General features: G+C 70.7%; 15 protein-coding genes. 9 read left to right on the top strand and 6 right to left on the bottom strand.

Annotation, left to right across the window (positions count from 1 at the left end):
- Positions 1-56: 56 nt before the first annotated feature.
- On the bottom strand, positions 57-1328 hold the full coding sequence (locus tag ACNYS0_RS24745; protein ID WP_422476675.1) for a peptidoglycan recognition protein family protein: 1272 nt from the start codon (positions 1326-1328) through the stop codon (positions 57-59).
- Between the two features lie 376 nt (positions 1329-1704).
- On the opposite strand from ACNYS0_RS24745, the gene ACNYS0_RS24740 reads away from it, so the two are divergent.
- From ACNYS0_RS24740 to ACNYS0_RS24725, 4 genes are all read left to right on the top strand, one after another.
- Entirely contained in the window at positions 1705-2460 is a 756-nt protein-coding gene (locus ACNYS0_RS24740) for a TIGR03089 family protein (RefSeq protein WP_422476674.1), read from the top strand.
- Positions 2461-2547: 87 nt separating this feature from the next.
- Positions 2548-3873, top strand: a complete 1326-nt coding sequence (locus tag ACNYS0_RS24735; protein WP_422476673.1) for an LCP family protein — start codon at positions 2548-2550, stop codon at positions 3871-3873.
- A gap of 277 nt (positions 3874-4150) precedes the next feature.
- Complete coding sequence (locus ACNYS0_RS24730; protein WP_422476672.1) at positions 4151-5851, top strand: LCP family protein; 1701 nt, start codon at positions 4151-4153, stop codon at positions 5849-5851.
- Between the two features lie 86 nt (positions 5852-5937).
- The gene (locus ACNYS0_RS24725) at positions 5938-7611 is read left to right on the top strand and encodes an LCP family protein (protein WP_422476671.1); all 1674 of its coding nucleotides are present in this window, start codon (positions 5938-5940) and stop codon (positions 7609-7611) included.
- Positions 7612-7669: 58 nt separating this feature from the next.
- Here ACNYS0_RS24725 and ACNYS0_RS24720 read toward each other — a convergent pair whose 3' ends face one another.
- A complete protein-coding gene (locus ACNYS0_RS24720; protein WP_422476670.1) occupies positions 7670-8725 on the bottom strand; it encodes a glycosyltransferase family 2 protein in 1056 nt (351 codons plus the stop codon).
- A 124-nt stretch (positions 8726-8849) separates the two neighbouring features.
- On the opposite strand from ACNYS0_RS24720, the gene ACNYS0_RS24715 reads away from it, so the two are divergent.
- Positions 8850-10322: an LCP family protein gene (locus ACNYS0_RS24715; protein ID WP_461858965.1), complete on the top strand. Its 1473-nt coding sequence runs from the start codon at positions 8850-8852 to the stop codon at positions 10320-10322.
- Between the two features lie 155 nt (positions 10323-10477).
- On the opposite strand, the gene ACNYS0_RS24710 is transcribed toward ACNYS0_RS24715, so the two are convergent.
- Positions 10478-11014: an acyl-CoA thioesterase gene (locus tag ACNYS0_RS24710; protein ID WP_422476668.1), complete on the bottom strand. Its 537-nt coding sequence runs from the start codon at positions 11012-11014 to the stop codon at positions 10478-10480.
- Between the two features lie 108 nt (positions 11015-11122).
- On the opposite strand from ACNYS0_RS24710, the gene ACNYS0_RS24705 reads away from it, so the two are divergent.
- From ACNYS0_RS24705 to ACNYS0_RS24695, 3 genes are read left to right on the top strand one after another with little or no spacing between them, the layout of a single operon-like run.
- Positions 11123-12391, top strand: coding sequence for an LCP family protein (locus ACNYS0_RS24705; RefSeq protein ID WP_422476667.1), 1269 nt, complete (start codon positions 11123-11125; stop codon positions 12389-12391).
- A 36-nt stretch (positions 12392-12427) separates the two neighbouring features.
- Positions 12428-13171, top strand: coding sequence for an SDR family NAD(P)-dependent oxidoreductase (locus ACNYS0_RS24700; protein ID WP_422476666.1), 744 nt, complete (start codon positions 12428-12430; stop codon positions 13169-13171).
- Positions 13172-13183: 12 nt separating this feature from the next.
- Positions 13184-13921, top strand: coding sequence for an SAM-dependent methyltransferase (locus ACNYS0_RS24695; RefSeq protein ID WP_422476665.1), 738 nt, complete (start codon positions 13184-13186; stop codon positions 13919-13921).
- A 9-nt stretch (positions 13922-13930) separates the two neighbouring features.
- Here ACNYS0_RS24695 and ACNYS0_RS24690 read toward each other — a convergent pair whose 3' ends face one another.
- Positions 13931-14365 carry a hypothetical protein gene (locus tag ACNYS0_RS24690; protein ID WP_422476664.1) on the bottom strand — a complete coding sequence of 145 codons (435 nt, stop codon included), beginning with the start codon at positions 14363-14365 and terminating at the stop codon, positions 13931-13933.
- Between the two features lie 112 nt (positions 14366-14477).
- Complete coding sequence (locus ACNYS0_RS24685) at positions 14478-15635, bottom strand: acyl-CoA dehydrogenase (RefSeq protein WP_422476663.1); 1158 nt, start codon at positions 15633-15635, stop codon at positions 14478-14480.
- A gap of 192 nt (positions 15636-15827) precedes the next feature.
- Between ACNYS0_RS24685 and ACNYS0_RS24680 the strand changes: the two genes are divergently transcribed.
- Positions 15828-17153: a UDP-glucose dehydrogenase family protein gene (locus ACNYS0_RS24680; protein WP_422476662.1), complete on the top strand. Its 1326-nt coding sequence runs from the start codon at positions 15828-15830 to the stop codon at positions 17151-17153.
- 24 nt (positions 17154-17177) lie between these two features.
- Here ACNYS0_RS24680 and ACNYS0_RS24675 read toward each other — a convergent pair whose 3' ends face one another.
- Positions 17178-17681: a CGNR zinc finger domain-containing protein gene (locus ACNYS0_RS24675; RefSeq protein WP_422476661.1), complete on the bottom strand. Its 504-nt coding sequence runs from the start codon at positions 17679-17681 to the stop codon at positions 17178-17180.
- Positions 17682-17692: the final 11 nt, after the last annotated feature.

Below are 17692 nucleotides of genomic sequence, written 5' to 3'. Positions count from 1 at the left end.
TGTCTTTCGGCCGGCCAGTGTATGCAGACCGTGCGAGGCGCCCAGGCCGGCCGGCGTCAGCGACCCTGGAGGCGGGCGGAGCTGGAGCGGGCACTGCCGAGCTTGTCGTAGAGCCGGCGTCCCGGACATTCGGTCGCGAAACCGTCCCTGTGACCGGAGATCACCTTGAGTCGTACATTCTTTCCCTTGCGGTAGAGATTGCCACCGCCCGACTTCAGATATGTCGACCCGCGCGGATTCGCGCCGTGGAGACCGAGCTTCCAGGCCGTGAGTCGCGCGATGGCCTTGACGGCCGCGGCGGGCGGGTTGGAGCTGCCGTACGAGCCCAGGACCGCGATACCCGTGCTGTTGGTGTTGAAGCCGAGGGTGTGCGCACCCATGACCGGTTTGGCGACGCCGCCGGCCCGGCCTTCGTAGATGTTTCCGCACTTGTCCACGAGGAAGTTGTAGCCGATGTCGCGCCAGCCACTGCTCTTGACGTGGTAGCGGTAGATACTGCGGATGAGTGAAGGGGCTTGTGAGCAGCGGTAGTTGTTGCCGGTGGCGCTGTGGTGGATGAACGCCGCCTTGACGGTCTTCGTGTAGCCGAGCTTGCGTTCCCGCAGTTTCTCGTCGGCGCCCCAGCCCTTGCGCGTGATGATGCGCGGGCGCGGGCCGATGAACGGGCGGGAGCCGGCCGCGGCGGCGTCGGTGCCGCGGGCCTTGAGCAGTTCGTCCTCCGTCTGCTTCTTGTCGAGGGCGGGGATGACGCCCGCGGTGGCGCCTTCCGCGCGGGAGCCCTGCGGGGGCTCGTCGCCGGGGTCGACGAGTTCGAGGCGCAGGCCCTTGGGGAGGGCGGCGGGCTCCGTCGCGCGTTCGTGGTCGGACTGCTCCGCCTTGACGCGCACTTCCACGCCGTCGCTGTCGCCGACCCAGAGCGGGGCGGTCGCGCCGTGCAGGCTGCCCGCCGCGCGCTCCGGGGTGTCCAGGTCGGGGGCGTCGTCGTTGTGGGTCTCCACGTCCTGCCAGGTGGACCAGTGGGCGGTGTCCGTGGTCCGCGTACGCACTTGTACGTGGCCGTGGAGGTGGGCGTCCGGGTCGTCCCAGACGACGCCGACGAGGGAGAAGGGGCGTACGTCGCGGCGGGTGAGCCCCTGTTCTTGGGGGGCTCCGGCGGCGCGCGTCGAGGTGCTGCCGGGCGGCGGTTCGAGGGGCAGGGACTGGGTGCTGCCGGGGACCGCTTCGCGCGTCGGGGACGGCGCGGCGTGCGAGGCCGTGGGCAGGGTGAGCGGGAGGGCCAGGGCCGCCGCGCAGGTGACACCGATCGATGAAGCAAGGAATCCACGCATGCGCACGATCGTGTGCGGATCCCTGGGCGTCGGCCATCGGGGGAGGGTCATACGGGTGTTGGGGCCGGGGTGGGTGCGGGTGGGTTCCGTTGCGCGGCGCCGGGGGTGGTCAGCCGTGCCTGGGTGACGCCATGGGGGTCCGTTGCGCGGCACCGGGGTGCCGCCTTGCCCACCCTGCCGCCCAAGGCGGCAGATTGCCCAAGGCGGGCGGCACCGGCTGTGGGCGGGCGGGGCGCCCATGGCGGGCGGCACGCGACCAAAGCGGGCGGCACCGGGTGTGGGCGGGCGGGGTGTCCCCAGGTGGTGGCGGTGTGTGGGGAGGGTGGGTGGGGTGGCCGAGGGGGGTGGGGTGATGGTGGTGCGTAGGGTGGTTGGCGTGAATGCTGCTGCTCGTACTCCCGCCGCTCTGCTTCAGGCCGCTCTCGACGCCGATCCGGGGCGGCCGCTCGTCACCTTCTACGACGACGCGACCGGGGAGCGCGTGGAGTTGTCCGTGGCCACGCTCGCGAACTGGGTGGCCAAGACCGCCAACCTGTTGCAGGGCGATCTGAACGCCGAGCCCGGCGACCGGCTCGCTCTCCTGCTGCCCGCCCACTGGCAGTCCGCGGTGTGGCTGCTGGCCTGTTCGTCCGTCGGCGTCGTCGCCGATGTGGGCGGGGACCCCGACCGCGCCGATCTCGTCGTGAGCGGGCCCGACACCCTCGATGCCGCCCGCGCCTGCTCCGGGGAGCGGATCGCGCTCGCGCTGCGGCCGCTGGGCGGCCGGTTCCCGCAGCCGCCCGAGGGCTTCCTCGACTACGCCGTCGAAGTGCCGGGACAGGGCGACCGGTTCGCCCCCTTCGCGCCCGTCGACGCGGAGGAGCCCGCGCTCGTCGTGGCGGGCGCCGAGTGGACGGGCGCCGAGGTCGTGGAGAAGGCCGCCGCCGACGCCACCGGGCTCGGCCTGACCGGCCCCGGCTCGCGACTGCTGTCGGGGCTGCCGTACGACACGTGGCAGGGGCTCGCCGCGGGCCTCTACGCCCCGCTGGCCACCGGCGGTTCCGTCGTGCTGTGCCGCAACCTCGACCGGCTCGGCGAAGAGGCCCTCGCCAAGCGCGTGGAGAGCGAGCGGGTCACCGCGACCGCGCGCTGACCCGTTCGGCTCAGCTCCCCCGGCCCGGCCGCCCCGCAAGGTCCATGGTCGTAGGTACGCCTACGTTTCCATGAGGGGGACCTGTACGTGACCGACTCCGCTGCCACGCCCCCTGACCCCGGGCCGGCCCACGGCTCCTCGCCCACCGGCGCGGGGCGTGCGCGGCGGCGCGGGAGATGGCTGCGGTACTCGGCGATCTGCGCGGCGTTCCTGGTGCTCGTCGCGGGCGGCGTCGGCTGGATCGCGTACGACAGGCTCAACGGGAACATCACCGAGGACACGGACACCGCCGCCGAGCTCGCGCGCTACGAGAAGGAACGGCCCACCGTGCTGGCCGAGGGCGCGCAGAACCTGCTGCTCATCGGCTCCGACTCGCGGGCCGGAAAGAACGGGAGATACGGCCGCAACGACGGTACCCAACGCTCCGACACCACGATCCTGCTGCACGTCGCGGCGGACCGGAAGAGCGCGACGGCCGTCTCGTTCCCGCGCGACCTGATGACCGACGTGCCGACCTGCCGGCAGCGGGACGGCTCCCGGCACGACGCGATGTTCGCGATGTTCAACTACGCCTTCGAGGTGGGCGGTTCGGCCTGCACGATCCGTACGGTCGAGAAGATGACGGGGGTCCGGGTCGACCACCACATGGTCGTGGACTTCGACGGGTTCAAGGACATGGTGAACGCCGTGGGCGGCGTCACGGTGTGCCTGGAACGGCCGATCGACGACGACGACGCGCACGTCCGGCTGCCCGCCGGCACCCACCATCTGAACGGCGAGCAGGCCCTGGGCTACGTACGCGCCCGCAAGAGCCTCGGCAACGGCAGCGACACCGACCGGATGGACCGTCAGCAGCGGTTCCTGGGCGCGCTCGTCAAGAAGGTGCAGAGCAACGGCGTGCTGCTGAACCCGGCCCGGCTCTATCCGGTCCTCGACGCCGCCACCTCCTCGCTGACCACGGACCCCGGGCTCGCCAGCCTGCGCGGGCTCTACGACCTGGTGCGCGGCATGCGGAACATCCCGGCCGAGCGCGTCCGGTTCCTGACGGTGCCCCGCGAGTCGTACGTCTACAACGCCAACCGGGACCAGCTCGTCCAGCCCGCGGCCGAGCGGCTGTTCACGCAGCTGCGCGAGGACACCCCCGTGAAGGTGTCCGAACAGCCGCCCGCGGACGAGGAGTACGGCGCCCAGGACGAATACGGCACGGACGGCGAATCCGGGCAGTATTCGGATGGATACGACGGATCAGATGGATCAGACCCATACGACGGATACGACGGGTCTGGTGAATACGGGACGTATGGCGGCGACGAGGCGAGCGACGGGAAGCCCGGGTCCCCCGTCCACGGGCCCGGCGCCTCCCCCGCCCCGACCTTCCGCGGCAACACGGCCGGACAGGCCTCCTGCGGCTGAGACCGGTCGTCCGGACCTCGCCCCAACCGCCCCTGGGTAAAGCTGTGGTCATCAGCTGACTCACAGGTTCAAAGAAATGGTCCGGATTGCCCAGTTGTAGGGGAGTGGAATTTGTCACCGTCCTCGCTTGACGCTGAACTGGGCGGATAGTGTGAGCGATCCGGTGCACCCGGCCATGCTTGCGAGCCCGGTCGCGCACTACTGACCGACTTGACCGGGCGCCCGCTTTTAAGGGGGGTGGGGCGCCGCGTGGCCCCGACGGAGGACACAGACAACCGTGGACGCGCAAGGCCGTGGGCGGGCTGAGAACATCGACCCCGCAGATCAGTGGGTGCTCAACCCCCACACCGGTGACTACGAACTGCGACTGACCCCCTCCGCTGGGCAGTCGGGAGTGCCGAGCCCCCGCCGCGCCGCACCGCGCGGCGACGGTCCGCGCCGCGGCAGCCCCCAGGGCGGCGGCCGGCGCGACGTTCCTCCGCAGCGCAGACGGCGCGAGGCGGCGGCGCAGGAGGGCTCCGGCCGGCGGCGTTCGCGGCCGAAGAAGAAGTCGAAGGCCAAGAAGATCCTGCTCTGGACGTCCGGCGGCATGGCCATGGTCGTCCTGGTGGGCGCCGGGGTCGGCTACTGGTACTGGGAGCACCTCAACGGCAACATCACCTCGCAGGACGTGGTCGGCGCCAAGAACGGCTTCGCCAAGGACGAGGCGATCAACGTCCTCGTCATGGGCACCGACAAGCGCACCGGCAAGGGCAACGAGGGCTACGGAGACAAGGGCAGCCTCGGCCACGCCGACACCAATGTGCTGCTGCACGTCTCCAAGGACCGTACGAACGCGACCGCGTTGAGCATTCCGCGCGACCTCGTCGTGGACGTGCCGGACTGTCAGGTGAAGCAGAAGGACGGCTCGCTCAGGACCATCAAGGGCACGCCGAACGTCCGCTTCAACACCAGCCTCGGGCAGTCCGACCGCGACGCCGGCTGTGTCATGAAGACCGTCAAGGCGGTCACGGGCATCACCGTCGACCACTTCATGATGGCCGACTTCAACGCGGTGAAGACGCTGTCCAGCGCCGTGGGCGGGGTCAACGTCTGTGTCGCCAAGAACGTCAACGACCCGGACTCGCACCTCAAGCTGTCGGCGGGCACCCACAATCTCCAGGGCGAGCAGGCGCTGGCCTTCCTGCGCACCCGGCACAGCTTCGGCAACCAGGGCGACCTGGACCGGATCAAGGTGCAGCAGCAGTTCCTGGGTTCGCTGGCGCGCAAGATGAGTTCGAGCGACACGCTCACCAACCCGCGCAAGCTCACGAGCCTCGCGGAGGCCGCGACCAAGGCGCTCACCGTCGACAAGGGCATCGGCAGCCTGAACAGCCTCAAGGACCTGGCCCTTGAGATCAGGAAGGTGCCGCCGAAGAACCTGTCGTTCACGACGGTGCCCGTGATCGACAACCCGGCGGAGCCGACGCCCGTGACCGTCGTCGTGAACCCGACGGCCGGACCGCCGGTCTTCAACGCGATCAAGAACGACGTGTCCCTCACCGCGACGAAGAAGAAGCAGAAGGAGAAGCAGGACGCGAAGCTCAAGGGCCCCAAGTCCGCCGCCTCCGCGGTCCGCGTCAACATCTACAACGGCAGTGGCAGGACGGGCGCCGCCCAGGAAACTCTCACGGAACTCCAGAACAATGAGGGCGTACTGAAGTCGAGCCAGATGGGCAACAAGCCGAATCAGGCGAAGACGAGCCTCGAGTACGCGCCGGACCAGGCAGACCAGGCCCGGCGGCTCGCGGACATCATGGGCCTTCCGGCGTCCGCGCTGAAGGAAGGCAAGAGCGAGAAGAACGATCAGGGGCTGCCGGCGATGACCCTCATCCTCGGCGGCGACTTCAAGGGTGCGGGGACACCCGTCGACGGAGCCTCGGCGAAGGCGCCGGAGGTCGACAAGACAACAGCGGACAAGGCTGTGTGCGCCAAGTGACCAACCTCTGCCGCCTGTTGACTGTCTAAGCAAGTGACAGTGGGCGGCAAAGGCGCTGTCACAGGGCGGGGAGGGCGGGGTAGGACATGGGGCGAGGCACTGTGCGTGGGGAGCGCACACGGCGGCCTGCCGGGCGGGGCGAACCACCGGAGAAGGCTTCCGACCTGGGGTGGGACGACAGCCTGTACGAGGACGCGGCGGGCGGTGACGCGGACAGCCGCGGCCGCACGGCGCGCGGCAGGCAGCGGGCGGCCGTCCGGCCGCGCCGCCGCAGACGACGGATACTGCGCTGGACCGCGAGCATCCTCGCGTTCCTGATAATCGGCACGGCCGGCGCCGGATACCTCTACTACCGGCATCTGAACGGCAATCTCAAGACGGGCAAGCTCAATCTCGGCGAGCACAAGGTTCCCGAACCGACGCCGAACGCGGCGGGCCAGCGGCCGCTGAACATCCTGCTGATCGGCTCCGACAGCAGGAACACCAAGGAGAACCTGAAGCTCGGCGGGCACAAGCAGAGCGTCGGCTCCGCCCCGCTGGCCGACGTGCAGATGCTCCTTCACCTGTCGGCCGACCGCAGCAACATGTCCGTGGTGAGCATGCCGCGCGACACCCTGACCAGGCTGCCCCAGTGCACCGATCCGAAGTCCGGCGAGGTGTACGAGGCGACGGTCTCCCGCCAGATGGTGAACTCCTCGCTGGCCCGCGGCGGCCCCGGCTGCACGGTCGCCACCTGGGAGCAGCTGACCGGCATCCACATCGACCACTACATGATGGTCGACTTCTCGGGCGTCGTGTCGATGGCGGACGCGATCGGCGGCGTACCCGTCTGCGTCAACGCCAACGTCTACTCCAGGAACAGCTCGGGCGAGGGCTCGGGGCTGAAGCTGCGCAAGGGCACGACGTCCGTCAAGGGCGAGCAGGCCCTGCAATGGCTGCGGACCCGGCACGGCTTCGAGGACGGCAGCGACATCGCGCGCGCCAAGGCGCAGCACATGTACATGAGCTCGATGGTGCGCGAGCTGCGCGAGAACGCGACGTTCAGCCACCCGGGCAAGCTGCGCACGCTCGCCGAGAAGGCGACGGACGCGCTCAGCGTCGACGACGGCCTCGACACGGTCAAGAAGCTGTACGACCTGAGCAACGAGCTGAAGCGTCCCGCCCCGAAGCGGATCACGATGACGACGATGCCGTTCGTGTACGAGGGTGCGCGCGTGGTGCCGAAGGAGAACGACGCCGACGCGCTGTGGCGGCTGCTCCGTGACGACATCGCGCTCGACGGCAAGGACAAGGCCGACAAGGAGAAGCCGAAGGACGAGACGTCCGGCGATCCGGCCGCGGCGGACGGCGAGATCGCGGTGCAGGTGCGCAACGGCACGCGTACGGCGACGACCCCCGCGGCGCCCGGGCGGGCCGCGCAGGTGGCGCAGGCGCTCACCGCCAAGGGGTTCACGCAGGCGGTGGCGTACCAGGCGCAGTCCCTCGTCGAGGACAGGACGGTGATCCGCTATCCGTCGGCCGATCTGGAGGGCGACGCGCAGGCGGTCGCCAAGTCCCTCGGGATTCCGCTGAGTTCGGTGCAGGAGTCGACGGAGGTGTCCGGGGTGACGCTGATCGTGGGCGCCGACTGGAAGACGGGCACCGCGTTCCCGAAGTCCACGGAGGACGAGGACGCGGGCAAGGCCCTGGACAAGGAGCAGACGCAGAACGGCGCGGACGACTCCACGTGCATGAAGGTGGAGCCGGGTTACACCTGGTAGCCGCTACGACGACGGGGCGCGGGAGGTGAACTCCCGCGCCCCGTCGAAGAGTTGACGGTCAGCTGACCGCGGGCTCCTGCGGCACGGCCGGCCGGCGCGAGGCGATGACCTTCTTCGCGAGCGACTTCGGGCTGGTCAGGAAGCCCCAGCCCCACGTCATGTGCATCGTGGCGAGCGCGACGGGGATCTGGGCGCGCGCCTTCAGCGGCAGACCCTTGCCCGCCGGGATCGAGCCCGCGACGATCGCCGCGAGGTAGCCGCCGGGGATCACGAAGCCCCACGGCGTGAGGGCGGCGCCGACCACGACGCCCGCCGCGATCGCGCACACGGCGGTCGGCGGGGCGAGGTAGCGCAGGTTGATCGAGCCGGAGTGGAAGCGGGCGACGACGTGCCGCCAGCGGCCGTAGTTCCGGTACTGCTTGGCGAGTTCCCTGACGCTCGGCCGGGGGCGGTAGTCGACCAGCAGCTCGGGCGAGAACCAGATGAGGCCGCCCGACTCGCGGATCCGGAAGTTCAGCTCCCAGTCCTGGGCGCGGATGAACTCCTCGTTGTACCCGTCGAGCTTCTCGAGCACCTCGCGCCGGAAGACGCCCAGGTAGACCGTCTCGGCCTCCTGCGCCTCGCCGCCGGTGTGGAAAGCGGCGTTGCCGACGCCGATCTTCGACGTCATCGCGGCGGCGACGGCCTGCTCCCAGGCGTTGGTGCCCTGGGCGTGCATGATGCCGCCGACGTTCATCGCCCCGGTCTCCTCCAGGAGGCGGACGGCGGTGGCGATGTAGCCGGGCGAGAGCGCGGCGTGGCCGTCGACGCGGACGACGACCGGGTGGCGGGAGGCCTTGATCGCGGCGTTCAGGGCGGCGGGGGTGCGGCCCGTCGGGTTCGGCACCGTGGACACGCGTTTGTCCGAAGAGGCGGTTTCGGCGACGAGCCGCGCGGCGACCTCGTCCGTACGGTCGGTGGAGGGGCCGAGGGCGAGCACGACCTCCATCTCGCCGTCGTACTCCTGCGCCAGGATCGCCTCGACGGCCTCCTTCAGGTGCCGCTCCTCGTTGAGGATGGGCATGATCACGGAGACGGCCGGGAGCTGCGTGACAGAGTTGGCGGTTGCGTTCATCGCGGGTCACGTTACCGCTAATGGGGGACACGGGCGCGCGCCGCCGAGTCGCTGCCGTGGGCAGCAGATCGTATGGGCCTACTGTGCTCGCGTCCCACGCCCACTGTCGCGGAGGTGTCCACCGGTGCCCACGCCGCCCCGCTCCCCCGACCGTCCGCAGCGGCCGTCCCGCCCCCGGGGGCAGGCCCGCAGGCCAGGACGGCCGCCGCTCCGGAAGAAGTCGCGGTGGGCCATGCGGGTGGCGACGGCGCTCTCGGTGACGGTGCTCACGGCCGCCGGCGTCGGGCACGCGCTCGTCACCGGCCTCGACTCCGGGATCCACCGGATCGACCCCTTCAAGGACATGAAGAACCGTCCCGCCGCGGGCGACGGGATGAACGTGCTGCTCGTCGGCACCGACGGCCGCGACAAGATCAGCGACGAGGAGCGCCAGAAGTACAAGCTGGGCGGGGCGCCCTGCCACTGCACGGACACCGTGATGATCGTGCACATCTCGGCGAACCACGACCGCGCCTCCGTCGTCTCCCTCCCCCGCGACTCGTACGCGGAGATCCCGGCGCACACCGACCAGAACAGCGGCGAGAAGCACCACCAGCACCCGGTGAAGCTGAACGCGGCGTACGCGGAGGGCGGGCCGCAGCTGACGCTGCGCACCGTCGAGCACATGACGAAGGTGAAGCTCGACCACTACCTGGAGGTCGACTTCACCAGCTTCATGAAGACGGTCGACGAGCTCGGCGGCGTCGACATCTGCACGGACACCCCGCTCAAGGACTCCTACACCGGGCTCGATCTGGGCGCCGGCACCCACCAGTTGAACGGCGGGGAGGCCCTTCAGTACGTACGGGCCCGGCATCTCGACGGCGCGGGCGACCTCGGCCGGATGCAGCGCCAGCAGCGGTTCATGGCGGCGCTGATCTCGAAGGCGACGTCGTCGGGCGTGCTGCTCAATCCGGTCCGGTTCCGGGGTGTCGCCCGGACGATGCTCAGCTCGGTCCGCGCCGACAAGGGCTTCGGCTCGGACGAGATGGTGGACCTGGCGCGGGCGATGCGGAACTTCTCGCCGTCGTCCTCGGAGTTCACGACCGTGCCGATCGGGAACATGAGCTACCCCGTGCCGAACATCGGCTCCACCGTGAAGTGGGACGACAAGAAGTCCGCGGCCCTGTTCAAGGCGCTGCGCGAGGACAAGCCGCTCTCCCCGCACCGGCCGAAGGCGAAGCGGCCGGCCGTGGTCGACGTCGCGCCGAGCGAGATCCGCGTCCAGGTCGAGAACGGGACGGCGTCGGCGGGGCTCGGCAAGAAGGTCGACTCCGCGCTGAAGAAGACGGGGTTCCTGACGACGGAGGCGCCGGTCAACGCGGACGACCGCACCGCGAAGCGGACGACCGTGCTGTACGACCCGGGGTGGGACCGGTCGGCCAAGTCCTTGGCGGCGGCGTTGCCGGGGGCGCGGATGAAGGCGGTGGACGGTCTCGGGCCGACGTTGAAGGTCGTTGCCGGGGCGGACTATGGGGGTGTGCGGGCCGTGCGCGCGCAGGACGCTGACGCTGGGTCGTACGGGGCGGTTACCGGGGACCAGGTCGTCTGTCATTGACCTGGGCCGGGGTTGTTGACCTGGGCCGGGGTTGCGGTCGCGGGGCTCTGCCCCGGGCCCCGCTGCTCAATCGCCGCAGGGGCTTGATTTGGGGCTCTGCCCCATGCCCCGCGCCTCAATCGCCGGCGGGGCTTGATTTGCCGAGCTTGATTGGATCACTCGTCGCCTGACTGCGCCCTCAGCTCCTTGATCGCGCGGCGGCGGGCCAAGCGGTGTTGGCGGCGGATCTGGGCTTCCTGGTAGCGGCGGCGGTCGCGGTCGGTTTCCGGTTCGACCGGGGGGACCGTGCGGGGCTTGCCGTCCGCGTCGACCGCCGCGAAGACGAGGTACGCCGAGCCGACCTGCTGTGCGGGGGTCGACTCGTTCCAGCGCTCGGCGAGGACCCGCACGCCCACCTCCATCGACGTGCGCCCCGTCCAGTTCACCTGCGCCTTCACGTGCACCAGGTCGCCGACCCGCACCGGCTCCAGGAACGCCATCTCGTCCATGGAGGCCGTCACCGCAGGTCCGCCCGAGTGCCGGCCGGCCACGGCCCCCGCCGCGTCGTCCACCAATTTCATGATCACGCCACCGTGCACCGTGCCGAGGAGATTGGTGTCGTTGTGCGTCATGATGTGCGACAACGTCGTGCGGGAAGCGGAGGTCGGCTTGCCCGGAATATCCGATTCCGCGCCGTGGGCCAGGTCTGTCATGCCACCAACCTTATGCGCGCGTCGAATGTGTTAGCTCTGCAACAGCACTGGTGCGATTTCACTTCAGGGCTTGTAAGGCACGTATTCGGGCACGGCACACTGAGCCCTATGAATGATTGGCCCGACGGGCGGAGCGACAGGCAGGGCGGCGCGGGCCGCGGCGGATACGGCCGTGGCAGCGGCAGCGCGCGCCCGGAGGGCGCCCGTGTCATGCCGCACGTGCAGCGCCCCGTGCCGCAGCAGCAGCCGCCCACGTACGACGGCGGCGGGTACGACCAGTCGTACAACGACGGGTACAACACGGGTCAGGTCTACGGCCAGCCGAGCGGCCGCGGCCGGGGTGGCGGCTTCGACGACGGTGGCGACTACGGGCCGCCGACCGGCCGCCCGGTGCGGCCCCCGAACTGGGGCAAGCGCATCAAGCGGACCGTCCTGGCCGTGGTCGTCGTGCTGGTCGTCGCGAGCGTCGGCACGTACTTCTGGGCCGACTCCAAGCTGCACCGCGACGTCGACCTGTCGAAGGTCATCGACCGGCCGGAGGCGGGCGACGGTACGAACTACCTGATCGTCGGCACCGACAGCCGTGAGGGCATGTCCGCCGAGGACAAGAAGAAGCTGCACACCGGCTCCGCCGAGGGCAAGCGCACGGACACGATGATGATCCTGCACGTCGGCTCGGCCGGGGACACCCTCGTCTCGCTGCCGCGCGACTCGAACGTCGAGATCCCCTCGTACAAGGGCGCCGAGTCCGGCAAGACGTACCCGGCCACCGGGCGCCAGACGAAGCTGAACGCCGCGTACGCGGAGGACGGCCCGACGCTGCTCGTGCGCACCGTCGAGGCCAACACCGGGCTGCACATCGACCACTACGCGGAGATCGGCTTCGGCGGCTTCGCGAGCATCGTGGACGCGGTCGGCGGCGTCGAGATGAACCTGAAGCAGGGCTTCAAGGACAAGTGGTCCGGGGCCGACTTCCAGAAGGGCAAGCAGACCCTGGACGGCCAGCAGGCCCTCGCCTTCGTCCGTACGCGGCACGCCTTCGCCCAGTCCGACCTTCAGCGCACCAAGAACCAGCAGCAGTTCCTCGGGGCGCTCGCGCACAAGGTGTCCTCGCCCGGAACGGTCCTGAACCCGTTCACGCTGTACCCGACGATGGGCGCGGGCCTCGACTCGCTGACCGTCGACAAGGACATGAGCCTGTTCTCGCTCGGCAAGATGTTCCTGGCGATGAAGTCGGTCAACGGCGGCGACGGCAAGTCCATGAACATGCCGACGAGCGGTTCGGTCGGCGGCAACCTGCTGTGGGACAAGGCCAAGGTCAAGCAGCTCGTCGACCAGTTCAACAACGACGAGAAGGTCACGGTCTCCAGCGACTGAGGGCCCCTTCACAGGCCCTCGGGCCAGGATGTCGTCATGGCATCCGCTCTCGTTCTCGGTGCCGCCGGTGGTGTCGGCCGGGCTGTCGTGGCCCGGCTCGCCGCCGGCGGTTCGCATGTGGTCGCGGTCGACCTCGACCCGACGGTGCGTCAACTCCCGGGCGCCTGCGCGGCGTTGGCGGGCGACGCGACCGAACCGGACGTCATCGGGCGGGCCTTCGACGCCGCGCCCGAACCGCCCTGCGTGCTCGTGCACGCGCTGCTGCACGAACTGCGGGCGCCGCTGGGCGGGTTGACCCCGGCGCAGTGGCACACGGTCTTCGACGTCGGGCTCGTCTCCGCCTGGCAGGCCGCCGCCGAGCTGGTGCGGCGCAAGGGCGCGGGGCCCGCGTCCGTGGTCCTCGTCGGCTCGGTGCACGCGCACGGCGCGGCGCCCGGCTGCGCCCCGTACGCCGTCGCCAAGGCGGGCCTCGGCGCCCTCGCCCGCGCGGCGGCCACCGAGTGGGGGCCGCTGGGGGTACGGACGAATGTCGTCGAGCCGGGTTTCGTGCCCGTCGAGCGCAACGCCCACCGCTGGCGCGACCCGGTCGCGCGCGCCCGCGTCGAGGCCGACTACCCGCTCGGCCGCCTCTGCTCCCCCGAGGAGATCGCCGACGTCGTCGTCTTCCTGGCGGGCCCCACCTCCTCGTACGTCAACGGGGTCTGCCTGCCCGTGGACGGCGGCTACCTCGCGGCACTGCCGGAAGTCACAAAAGGTGATGCGGCCCGGCCCAGCTCCTGACACTCTGCGCCGATGGATCGCGAAGAGATCTCCCGCATCGCCCACACCGACCACCCCATCAAGGCCCCGCTCGGCGACGACTCCGTGCGCGAGCTGCTGCGGCACGCCCTGCCGCGCGGCGACGAGCGCGTCCTCGACCTCGGCTGCGGCCCCGCCGAATGGCTGCTGCGGGCCCTCGCCGACCGGCCCGGCGCCCGCGCCGAGGGGATCGACCTGGACGCGGGCGCTCTGGCGGAGGCGCGCGAGCGGGCCGAGGCGGCGGGGGTGGCCGACCGGCTCACGCTGCACCACAAGGCGGCCGAGGAACTCGTGCCCGAGCAGCCGTACGACGCCGTGCTCAGCGTCGGCGCCGCGCACGCCTTCGGCGGACTGCTGCCCACCCTCGAAGCGGCCCGCGCGCACCTGGCCCCGGGCGGCCGGGTCCTGATCGGCGACGGCTACTGGGAGGCGGCCCCCTCCCCCGAGGCCGTCGAGATGCTCGGCGACTTCGCCGACCTGGCGACCACCCTCGACCGGGTCGCCGAGGCCGGCTGGACCCCGGTCTCGGCGCACCTCAGCACCCGGCACGAACTGGACGCGTACGAATGGTCCTGGCTCGGCTCCGTCGCGAACCACGCCCTCGACGCCCCGGACCACCCGGACAGCGCCGGACTCCTGGACCTGGTCGCCGAGCGCCGCACGGAATGGCTCCGCACCTACCGCCACTGCTTCGGCTTCGCCTGCCTGGTACTGCGCCGGACGCGGCCCTGACCCGCCTCGTCACGCCCCGCCCGGGCGGGGCGCGCTGTACGGGAGACGCTGCGGGAAGGTGCGCCCGACGGCGTGCGATCCGTCGCTGGTGAACAGGACGGTCGCCCAGGAGCGCGGCACGAGGGCGCGGACCAGCAGACCCGCCGCCGACTCCCAGTCACCGCGCATCGCCTCGCGCTCCTTGCCACCGCGGACCAGGGCGTTGACGGGGTTGAGCCGGAACAGCCGGTCGTCCATCTCCCCGGCACGGGTCAGCAGCCCCGGCGACCCGTCGAAGGCGTCCGGCCGCAGCCGGGCCGGAGGCTGCGACACCTGCGGGTCGACCTGGACGAGGTGCGCCGCGGACAGCTCGGCGCTCTCGCCGGGCGGCAGCACGCTCAGGGCGAGCTGCTTGGCCCTGGCGGCGGTCTCCTTGGCGTCCGCGGGCGTGAGCCAGTCCTTCACGACCCGCAACGATCGGTCCTGTATGCCCGTGGTCTCCCCCTCCACCTCACCAGGGCCGCACCCAACACGAACGGCCCCCGGCACGGTGCCGGGGGCCGTTCGTGGGGGTGGGTTACGGCAGGTTGCGCGCCATGACGATGCGCTGGACCTGGTTCGTGCCCTCGTAGATCTGGGTGATCTTGGCGTCGCGCATCATGCGCTCGACCGGGTAGTCGCGGGTGTAGCCGTAGCCGCCGAGCAGCTGGACGGCGTCCGTGGTGACCTCCATCGCGACGTCCGAGGCGAAGCACTTGGCGGCGGCGCCCTGGAAGGTGAGGTCCTTGTCGCCGCGCTCCGACTTGGCGGCGGCCGCGTAGGTCAGCTGGCGGGCGGCCTCGATCTTCATGGCCATGTCCGCGAGCATGAACTGGATGCCCTGGAAGTCGCCGATCGGCTTGCCGAACTGCTTGCGCTCCTGGACGTAGCCCTTGGCGTAGTCGAGGGCACCCTGCGCGACACCGAGCGCCTGCGCGGCGATCGTGATGCGGGTGTGGTCGAGGGTCTTCATCGCCGTGGCGAAGCCGGTGCCCTCCTCGCCGATCATGCGGTCGGCGGGGATGCGGACGTTGTCGAGGTAGACCTCGCGGGTCGGCGAGCCCTTGATGCCGAGCTTCTTCTCCGGGGCGCCGAAGGAGACACCCTCGTCGGACTTCTCGACGACGAAGGCGGAGATGCCCTTCGAGCGCTTCTCGGGGTCGGTGACCGCCATCACCGTGTAGAACTCGGACTCGCCGGCGTTGGTGATCCAGCGCTTCACGCCGTTGAGGATCCAGTGGTCGCCGTCGCGGACCGCGCGCGTCTTCATGCCGGCCGCGTCGGAACCGGCGTCCGGCTCGCTCAGGCAGTACGAGAACATGCCGTCGCCCTTGGCCAGCGGGCCCAGGTACTTCTTCTTCAGCTCCTCGGAGCCGGAGAGGATCACGGGGAGGGAGCCGAGCTTGTTCACCGCGGGGATCAGGGAGGACGAGCAGCAGACGCGCGCCACCTCCTCGATCACGATGACCGTGGCGAGCGCGTCGGCGCCCGCGCCGCCGTACTCCTCGGGGACGTGCACGGCGTGCAGGTCCGAAGCGGTGAGCGCGTCGAGGGCCTCGCGCGGGAAGCGCGCCTCCTCGTCCACCGCTGCGGCGTGCGGGGCGATCTTCGCCTCGGCCAGCGCGCGGATCGTCTCGCGGAGCATGTCGTGCTCCTCGGACGGGCGGTACAGGTCGAAGTCAGCCGATCCGGCCAAGGTCTCTCACGCTCCAAGCCACGCTTCTACTGATGCTAATTACCGTTAAGTAACTCGAATCTTAGGTCGCGGCCCACTGCGCGGATACGTGAGCTATGCGACAACGGTGAAGTTGCCCGGTGAGGCGCCTCCACATGCCACGGCTATGCTCGGCAACGCCCTGAAGCACCCACACCTCTGGAGCACCGCGATATGGCCCTCAAGATCACCGTGATCGGCACCGGCTACCTCGGCGCGACACACGCCGCGGCCATGGCCGAGCTCGGCTTCGAGGTGCTCGGCCTGGACGTCGTGCCCGAGAAGATCGACATGCTCACGCGGGGCGAGGTCCCGATGTACGAGCCCGGCCTGGAGGACCTCCTGCGCCGGCACGTCGAGGGGTTCGAGGGTTCGAGCGGGCGGCTGCGCTTCACGATGGACTTCGCCGAGGCCGGCGAGTTCGGCGATGTGCACTTCGTGTGCGTGAACACGCCGCAGAAGCACGGCGAGTACGGCTGCGACATGTCCTACGTCGACGCCGCCTTCTCCTCGCTCGCGCCGCACCTGAAGGACGGCGCGCTCGTCGTCGGCAAGTCGACCGTGCCGGTCGGCTCGGCCGAGCGCCTCACCGAACTGCTGCCGCAGCACGCGGAGTTGGCGTGGAACCCGGAGTTCCTGCGCGAGGGCTTCGCCGTGAACGACACGCTGCACCCGGACCGCATCGTGGTCGGCGTGAACAGCGACAGGGCCGAGAAGCTGCTGCGCGAGGTGTACGCGAAGCCGCTCGCCGAGGGCACGCCGTTCATCGTGACGGACTACCCGACGGCCGAGCTGGTGAAGACGTCGGCGAACTCCTTCCTCGCCACGAAGATCTCCTTCATCAACGCCATGGCCGAGGTCTGCGAGGCGGGCGGCGGCGACGTCGCGAAGCTCGCCGAGGCGATCGGTTACGACGAGCGGATCGGGCACAAGTTCCTGCGCGCCGGGATCGGCTTCGGCGGCGGCTGTCTGCCCAAGGACATCCGCGCGTTCATGGCGCGCGCCGGCGAGCTGGGCGCGGACCAGGCCCTCACCTTCCTGCGCGAGATCGACTCCATCAACATGCGGCGGCGCGGCGCGATGGTCGAGATGGCCCGCGAGGCGCTCGGAGGCGGGGCGTTCCTGGGCAAGCGGGTCGCCGTCCTCGGCGCCACGTTCAAGCCGGACTCCGACGACGTACGCGACTCCCCGGCCCTCAATGTCGCCGGCCAGATCCACCTCCAGGGCGGCCAGGTCACGGTCTACGACCCCAAGGGCATGGACAACGCGCGGCGCGTGTTCCCGACGCTCGGCTACGCGGACTCGGCGCTCGAAGCGGTGCGCGGCGCGGACATCGTGCTGCACCTCACCGAGTGGCGCGAGTTCCGCGAGCTGGACCCGGCCGAGCTGGCCAAGGTCGCCGCGCACCCGGTGCTCCTGGACGGCCGCAACGCGCTGGACAGCACGCTGTGGCGGGCGGCCGGGTGGACGTACCGGGCGATGGGACGTCCGAACGCGTAACCCTTTTCCGAGGTACCAGAGGCACTACTTGGCGCGGTAGCGCCGCATCTTCGCCCGGGCCCCGCAGACCGCCATGTCGCACCAGCGACCGCGGCCCGCGGGGCTCCGGTCGTAATACGCCCAGTGGCAGTCGGCCGCCTCGCAGGCCTTGAGCCGTGCCCAGGTGCCGTCCCCGCGCGCCTCGGCGATGGCCGCCGCGACCCGCCCGGCCAGGGACTCCGGGTCGACCGGGACCAGGCTCGCCGCGCCGTCCCGCCCATCGACGACCACTCGCAGCGGGACCGGGGCGAGCAGTTCGCTCAGCGGGGTCACGGTGCGGTGCGGCGGGTGGCCCGCGTGGGCCAGGCACACCGCGCGCAGCGACTCGCGCAGTTCGCGCGCCTCGTCGACCTCGCCCGCCGCGATGCCGAAGCGCTCGCGCACCTCGGCCCGGTCCAGCGCGTCCTCGCCCGTCGTGATGTCGAGCAGCGTGTTCACCAGGGCCTCGATCAAGGAGAGGCCGCCGGGTGCGGTCTGGCGGGCATTCATGCTTGCGACGT

The sequence above is a fragment of the Streptomyces anthophorae genome (assembly GCF_049310305.1).
In the GTDB taxonomy this organism is placed as follows: Bacteria; Actinomycetota; Actinomycetes; order Streptomycetales; family Streptomycetaceae; genus Streptomyces.
This window is presented reverse-complemented; position numbering and strand designations above follow the sequence as displayed.